Origin of the sequence: Marinomonas shanghaiensis, from assembly GCF_003259175.1 — a bacterium.
Lineage (GTDB): Bacteria > Pseudomonadota > Gammaproteobacteria > Pseudomonadales > Marinomonadaceae > Marinomonas > Marinomonas shanghaiensis.
The window spans coordinates 126,415-133,649 of record NZ_QGOK01000017.1; the positions used below are offsets into that span (position 1 = coordinate 126,415).

Consider the following 7,235-nt stretch of genomic DNA (forward strand, 5'->3'; position numbering starts at 1 on the left):
TATTGTTCCTGAATCTTTATGGCTTACTTTTTCCCCTTTCCCCCTGTTCGATCTATTCTTGTAAGCAGTTGACAGAGCCGCAGGCTTGATCACAGGCGGCATGCACTTGTTCGAATCGTTGGTAGTCGTTGCAAGAATACGCTTTAGCAAAGTCTATCATCGCGGTGCGGCACTGTTGGGTTTTGTAGCGTAGGGGGATGTCGTTGCTTACGCCTGAAGGGCAGCTGACTCGATAGGTTTCTGTTTGGAAATTGGCTGCCGGTTTGAGTGAGGTTGAGGTGTTATTTTGTGTGGCGGTATTCGCTTGAGTCTGCTGGCGTTGTTGTGCTTGCTGAAGGCCGCCAGCACGTCCATCCGTCATTATATCGGCAATACCACCACCGACAATATCCACCACTGAGCTTGAGTCAACGCCAGTATTGCTGGCCGCTGCGCCGACAGCGGTCAGTCCGGTGATGGCAATCACTTTACCAAAGACATTGCCTGAATCGTTTTGTTCTTGCTGTTTTGCTTGAGCGTTTTGTTGTTCTATTTGACGACGGCGTTGGTTGTCTAAATCGACGATTTGCTGTTGGGTGCGTTCCATTAACCCCGTAACTTGTAATGGTGTTTGTGCCTTGCTAGTGAGTGCTTGAGGATTGGCGCCGTTTGCAATCAGAAAGTTGACTAACTCTGGATTGCCGTAGGTTTGGTTTAAGTGCATGTGATAGGTGTGTAAGGGTGTCCAGCCAGTGATAGGGCTATCATTTCGTATGCTATAACTGAAGGTTGCGATGCTGTTGACATTCGCGCCAGCATCGATGAGTACTTTCGCCATTTCTATGGCACGTTGTCGGCTGCTGTCATCTGGTGTGTAGGTTGGTAAAAAGTAGAGAGGCGTAGCGTCCAGTAAATAGCTGTAAAATGGCGCTCCTCCGGATAGGTCGTAATAACGGCGATTCGCGGGTGTGCTGTAGCGGCCATTAGGATCGGCCCCTTGCGCCAATAACCATTGCATCATTTGTGGCTTTCCTTGGCTGGCAAGTGAAATAATTAGGGGAGGAATGTCGGCGTTCAAGTCGGCCTGCAAATTTCCACCCATAGCCAATAAATGCTCTGCCAGTTGAGGACTTTCACCGTAGATTGTGGCCACTTTTAACGCGATGTTCAGCGTTGTTGGGTTGTAATCTGCGCCAGCGGCCATCAAGCGTTCAAACGATGTCATGTCACGCACCAACATGGCGGGGGTGAGTTGAGCCCGATTATCAATCGCTGATCCTATAGGGGGCAATGGCATTACAGCGTAAGCAGCAAATAAGGGTGATGGTTTGGTGAAGTCGTTTTGTGGATAGCTGACAAACAGACGATTCGATATTGGTTGGTTAGGTTGAAATCCTTTTGATAGCGCAGCGTCTAGTAAGGCGGGTCGTTGATCCCAGAGACCAATGATACCACCTAAGGTGATTTGCTCTGAGTTGCTTGTGGTATTGATGAGTTTTACGGCTTGAGCGTCTGTGGCATCTTTAAAGGGCTCACCCAGTTGATAAATAGCGACGTATTGGCGAGTTTGGGGATCCAGTCCTGACATTGAGCAGCCAGATATGGATAGCAAAACAAATAGCAGCATTACCATACTATTTATAAGACGGTAGACCATACGAAGCCCCTCAGTTTTTTAAACAAAATCATAAACCAGAGAGGCTAAAAATGCCAGTTAACGGTTGGCTTGATCGAAAGGGTATTGGCTTCCAATATGCCCTTTCGATTGGTTGAGGTTATTTGGCTGCGTTGGCTTTACGAGCCTGGTGCAGTTTTTTATAGCTTTCGATGAGGCGCAAATGCGGTTCAATCCCCTCAAGCTGCATGCTGGTTTGGGTTAGGCCATAAAAGCGTACATCACCAGTAACGGAACCCACGACGTTCTCCATGACTTCTTTGCCAAACATGCGGTTAAAGCTCTGCATAAAGTCATCTAGCTCAAGTTCTTCGTCTAGAGTGACTTCTAACACGCAGCTCATGGCTTGATAGAAGAGGCCGCGTTTCACCGTATTATCGTTAAATTGTAAGTATTCGCCCACTAGTTCTAAGGCTTCTTCGTGTTCACCAAGGGCCAAATAAATGAGGATTTTCAGTTCCATGATCGTCAGTTGGCCCCAGACGGTGTTCTCATCAAACACGATTCCAATTAACGTTGGAATGTCTGTGTAGTTATCGAGTTGACTGTCTTCAAGGCGATTGACCAGCTTAGCGAGCTGTTTATCGTTTAATTTATGTAGGTTCAAGATGTCTTCGCGATAATCCAGTGCTTTGTTGGTGTTGTCCCACACCAGATCTTCCACTGGATACACTTCGGAATAATCGGGCACCAAAATACGACAAGCGGATGCGCCTAAGTCGGTTAATTCAGCCACATATACTTCTTTACCTAATTCTTCCAAGATCCCAAACATGGCGTTGGCTTCTTCTTCGCTGGTGCCTGAAAAGTCCCATTCGCAGAAGTCGTAGTCGTGTTTGCTGCTAAAGAAGCGCCACGAAATAACGCCGGTTGAATCGATAAAGTGTTCTACAAAGTTTTCTGGTTCGGTCACTGCCATGCTGTTAAAGGTAGGCTTTGGTACATCGTTTAGTCCTTCAAAGCTGCGACCCTGCATGAGCTCGGTTAAACTGCGCTCCAGTGCGACTTCAAAGCTTGGGTGGGCACCAAAAGAAGCAAACACACCGCCGGTTTTTGGGTTCATGAGCGTGACGTTCATCACTGGGAATTGGCCGCCGAGGGAGGCGTCTTTTACCACAATGGGAAAACCTTGTTCTTCTAATGCTTGAATGCCCGCCAGTATGCTGGGGTATTTTTCTAACACGGCCATAGGCACATCAGGTAAGACAATTTCGTCTTCGATGATTTGACGTTTTACAGCACGTTCTAAAATTTCTGATAAGCACTGTACTTGTGCTTCTTGTTGGTTATTTCCTGCGCTCATGCCATTGCTTAGGAATAAGTTTTCGATCAGATTGGACGGGAAGTAAACCGTTTCGCCATCGGACTTACGGGTGTACGGAATAGCGCAAATGCCGCGTTTTTTATTGCCAGAGTTGGTGTCAATTAAGTGTGAGCCTCTTAGCTCCTCATCAGGATTATAAATCGCTAAGCAGTAGTCGTCTAAGATGCCTTCTGGTAAGGAATCGTCTTTGGTAAGCGCAAACCATTTTTCATTCGGGTAGTGGACAAATTCGCTGTTGGCGATGTCGGTGCCAAAGAATTGATCATTGTAGAAAAAGTTGTTGTTCAAGCGTTCGATAAATTCGCCTAACGCAGAGCACAGGGCACTTTCTTTGGAGGCGCCTTTACCATTGGTGAAACACATAGGCGAGGCGGCATCGCGGATGTGCAAAGACCAAACGTTCGGTACGATGTTGCGCCATGATGATATTTCAATCTTCATGCCAAGATCCGCTAGCATGGCCGTCATGTTGGCAATGGTTTGCTCTAGTGGTAAGTCTTTACCAAGAATCACGGTACTCGTCGCGCCATCTGGTTGGCCCATCAACATGGCATTAGCGTCTGCGTCTAGGTTATCAACGGTTTCAATTTTAAACGTTGGACCCGTCTGTACCACTTTTTTAACTGTGCAGCGATCAATTGCGCGCAAAATGCCTTCGCGGTCTTTGTCCGAAATGTCGTCTGGCAATTCGACTTGAATTTGGAAGATCTGATTGTAGCGATCTTCTGGGTCGACAATATTGTTTTGCGACAAGCGGATATTATCTGTCGAGATGTCTCGTGCTTTGCAGTAGACCTTGACAAAGTACGCTGCACACAACGCCGAAGACGCTAAGAAATAATCAAATGGACTTGGGGCTGAACCATCACCTTTGTAGCGAATCGGTTGGTCGGTTATTACGGTGAAATCGTCAAACTTAGCTTCAAGTCTTAGATTGTCGAGAAAATTAACTTTGATTTCCATGGGATAGGGTGTCCGTTAAATAGGCGATGTATGTGCAGCTGGCTGACCGTATGTCATGGCAGAATTATCGGTGATAAGTCGGACAGAGTACAATTAAATTGTGTCAATCTAGACCAACTTGCCTGAAAAGCTAAGTGCTGCGGTTATTGGTATTTTGTTTTTGCTTTAGTGACTTTCTCTAAATAATATTGAGATTCGGTGCGAGGGTGATCGTACCTTAATTTCTGATAAACATTGCTGGTGGACGTTTGGTTGATTTTATTCACGGCTCTTGTTCGATCAGTGTCGAATGTTTTTAATACATTCCCTGTTCCACCGTTATACGCTGAAATAATAGAGTATTCTTGGCTTTTCTTGTTGGTGACACCCGCAAGATAGCGGGTTTGTAGCAGATATAGGTAGGCACTGCCAATGTCGATGTTATTTTCAGGAGAGAACAGCACCTCTTTGCTTGGCTCACCAGGTTTATTCTTTACAAGATTGTAAACGTCTTTTCCTGCGGTGGCTGGAACCACTTGCATCAATCCATAGGCATTAGCGGGGCTGACAGCATAAGGGTTAAAAGAGCTTTCTGTTTCAATAATGCCGTAGATAAGTGCGGGCGATAAATGATAGCGATTGGCTGCCGCGATAACGTATTGGCTGTATTTTTCTTGGCGAAGATGTTCGTGTTGTGCCACAAGATTAAACTCAACTGCGTACACAGTGTTGCCGTTCATGGTCTTTTTTTGCAGCTTATTGCTGACAAGATAATCAGAATAGCGTTGTGCGCGCCAGCGATATTGTACGAGTTGCCCATCCTGATCCATGACTTGTGGATATAAAAAAGGAACGCCCTCTGTGTCTGGGGCTGAGCTGGAGAAAATATCGGTTTTGGTTGGGTCGGACGTCGTGAGTAAGGTGGTGGTGACCGCCTGTTTTAATGTGTCGATAGGCGCGTTCTGGGTCACAGTTTCAACACGTACTGTGCCTTTTTCGAAGTCCACAATGGTTCTCGCTTGATAATCGTTTGTGTACTTAACGTATTTTTTTTTGTCGGGCAGCTCACTGTTGTTTTTGCCCCATTTTCTATTCACTTTTTGATCCAGTTCAGCATACAAGGCTTTGATGGCTTTAATGTCTGCTCGAATTAAATCACGGCTTTTTTTCGCTTGTTTTGCAATCGCCTTTATATCGTCGATGTCTTCTGCATTCTTGATCTGTTTAGACAGTGTTTCAATGGATGAGACACTGTCAAAAGAAGCGAGAGACTGGCAGCCACTTAATGTTAAGCAGAGTAGACCCATTGATGCATAAAGGGTTTTGCGTGCACTACTTTTTAACATTAACCTGTCGCTCATATAAATCATGTATTGAAATCAGTATGACAGGAATAATAAAGCACAGAGTGAGGATTGAAAACGATAATGCGGATATCCTCTGTAAAAATGACTCTCTTCAAACACCATAGCGGTTAGGAACGGGGCTTTTTGTGGAGAGTGTTTTCAGGTTAATAAATTTTAATGCACCAAATTAAAGCGTTATAACCTTGAGAAAAAGTCTTTTCTTACTGACTTTTTGGCTAAACCCCTTTGTTATATGTCTTGCTAATAAATTCCATTTTGGTGCAAAAAATCTTCATTTTTTACCATATTTGTGCAATTAAATTTAATTTAAAAGCATTTTTGAATTGTATTGCGTCGCCTAAAAAAAGCTGTAATATGCATGTTTCTGACCAATTGGTCATAATATATTCACATTAATCACACAGTATGGAATGAGGCGAAACAAATGCGTAAAACACTTTTAGGCTTGTCTACCATGGTGCTTGCTAGCACCGGTTTTGCGGCGGATTATTCTGATGATATTCATAAAAATGACTATTCTTGGCGTCAATTTAACCTGATGTACGCATTTGATGAGCTACCTGGTGAGTCGAGTCATGACTATCTAGAAATAGAATTTGGCGGCCGTTCAGGTATTGTTGATCTATATGGCTACTTGGATATCTTCAATGTGACGTCCAGTGACAGCAGTGATAAAGCGGACAACGATAAGATGTTTCTTAAATTAGCACCGCGCTTTTCTTTGGATGGTATGACAGGCAAAGACTTGTCATTTGGTGCGGTACAAGAGCTGTATGTCTCGACTTTGTTTAGTTTGGATGGCGGTCAAGATGGCACGAATAATTCCTTTATTGGTTTGGGTGCGGATGTGAATGTGCCTTGGTTAGGCAAAGTAGGTATGAATCTATATGGTTTATATAACCAAACAGGGACAGCAAGTGGTTGGAATGGTTACCAGTTTTCAGCAAACTGGTTTAAGCCGATTGTGAATTTTGATAACGGTTCATTTTTAGCCTATCAAGGTTATGTCGATTACCAATTTGGTATGGACAGTGATTATGTATCGGCGACAGATGGTGGGGCTACTTTCCAAGGTTTGTATTGGCACTCTAAACAATATGCATTGGGTTACGGCTTAAAAATCTACAAAGATGTTTACGGTATTGAAGACAGTTCAGGATTTAAATCTTCTGGCGTTTCTCATTACATCGCGGCCACTTACAAGTTTTAAAAACGCATAAGCGTTAACTAAAAACGTGAAGCATAAACCAATCATTGATTTTAACTATTGATGGTTGGTTTTTTTATGCTCAGAAAAGCGTGTCATTTTTATTTATCACGGTGATGCTCATGACGAACATGATCGGTATCGGACTCTAGCGCTTCTAATATAGTGCAATGCTCGGCACTTTCTTCTCCGCCACAGCAGGCGTTAGACAAGCGTTTGAGCGAAGTTTGAAAACGCGTGAGTTCTGCGAGTTTTTTTTCGACGTCAGACAGTTTGGCATCGACGAGCACCTTCACGTCTGCACAGGCGCTGTTGGCTTTGTCGATTTCAATAGACAATAATTCTCGGATCTCAGCCAAGGTAAATCCCACCGATTTTGCGCGCAGTATAAATTGCAGAATCTCTTTGTCTTTTTCACTGTAGAGACGGTAGCCGGACTCTGAACGGTGTGAGGGCGTCAGTAAGGCGTTTTTCTCATAGAATCGTAATGTGTCGTTATTGATGTTACAGGCTTTTGCCAGCTCGCCAATTTGGTACATCTTAATGTCCTCTATATTTCTTTCTCCCTGAGTATAACGCCTTGTCGTGCTAAAGCACGACACAAACCAAATCACCTGTAGGTCGCGCCTTCAGGCCGACAAAAACGTACAGCACCAAACCAACCCCCTTGACGCGCTAAAGCACGACCTACACAAACCAAATCACCTGTAGGTCGCGCCTTCAGGCCGACAAAAACGGACA

The 7,235-nt window shown here is 44.5% G+C and carries 5 protein-coding genes; 1 reads left to right on the plus strand and 4 read right to left on the minus strand.

All coding sequences use genetic code 11. From position 1 onward, the window contains the following. Window positions 1-52: 52 nt before the first annotated feature. From DKT73_RS14490 to DKT73_RS14500, 3 genes are all read right to left on the minus strand, one after another. On the minus strand, window positions 53-1,636 hold the full coding sequence (locus DKT73_RS14490; RefSeq protein WP_111639264.1) for an ankyrin repeat domain-containing protein: 1,584 nt from the start codon (window positions 1,634-1,636) through the stop codon (window positions 53-55). A 118-nt stretch (window positions 1,637-1,754) separates the two neighbouring features. Then, the gene (locus DKT73_RS14495) at window positions 1,755-3,941 is read right to left on the minus strand and encodes an OsmC domain/YcaO domain-containing protein (protein ID WP_111639265.1); all 2,187 of its coding nucleotides are present in this window, start codon (window positions 3,939-3,941) and stop codon (window positions 1,755-1,757) included. Between the two features lie 143 nt (window positions 3,942-4,084). Then, window positions 4,085-5,266, minus strand: a complete 1,182-nt coding sequence (locus tag DKT73_RS14500) for a murein transglycosylase domain-containing protein (protein WP_111639266.1) — start codon at window positions 5,264-5,266, stop codon at window positions 4,085-4,087. A 445-nt stretch (window positions 5,267-5,711) separates the two neighbouring features. Between DKT73_RS14500 and DKT73_RS14505 the strand changes: the two genes are divergently transcribed. Beyond that, window positions 5,712-6,497 carry a nucleoside-specific channel-forming Tsx family protein gene (locus DKT73_RS14505; protein ID WP_111639267.1) on the plus strand — a complete coding sequence of 262 codons (786 nt, stop codon included), beginning with the start codon at window positions 5,712-5,714 and terminating at the stop codon, window positions 6,495-6,497. Window positions 6,498-6,595: 98 nt separating this feature from the next. On the opposite strand, the gene zntR is transcribed toward DKT73_RS14505, so the two are convergent. After that, entirely contained in the window at window positions 6,596-7,033 is a 438-nt protein-coding gene (zntR, locus tag DKT73_RS14510; RefSeq protein WP_111639268.1) for a Zn(2+)-responsive transcriptional regulator, read from the minus strand. Between the last annotated feature and the right edge of the window lie 202 nt (window positions 7,034-7,235).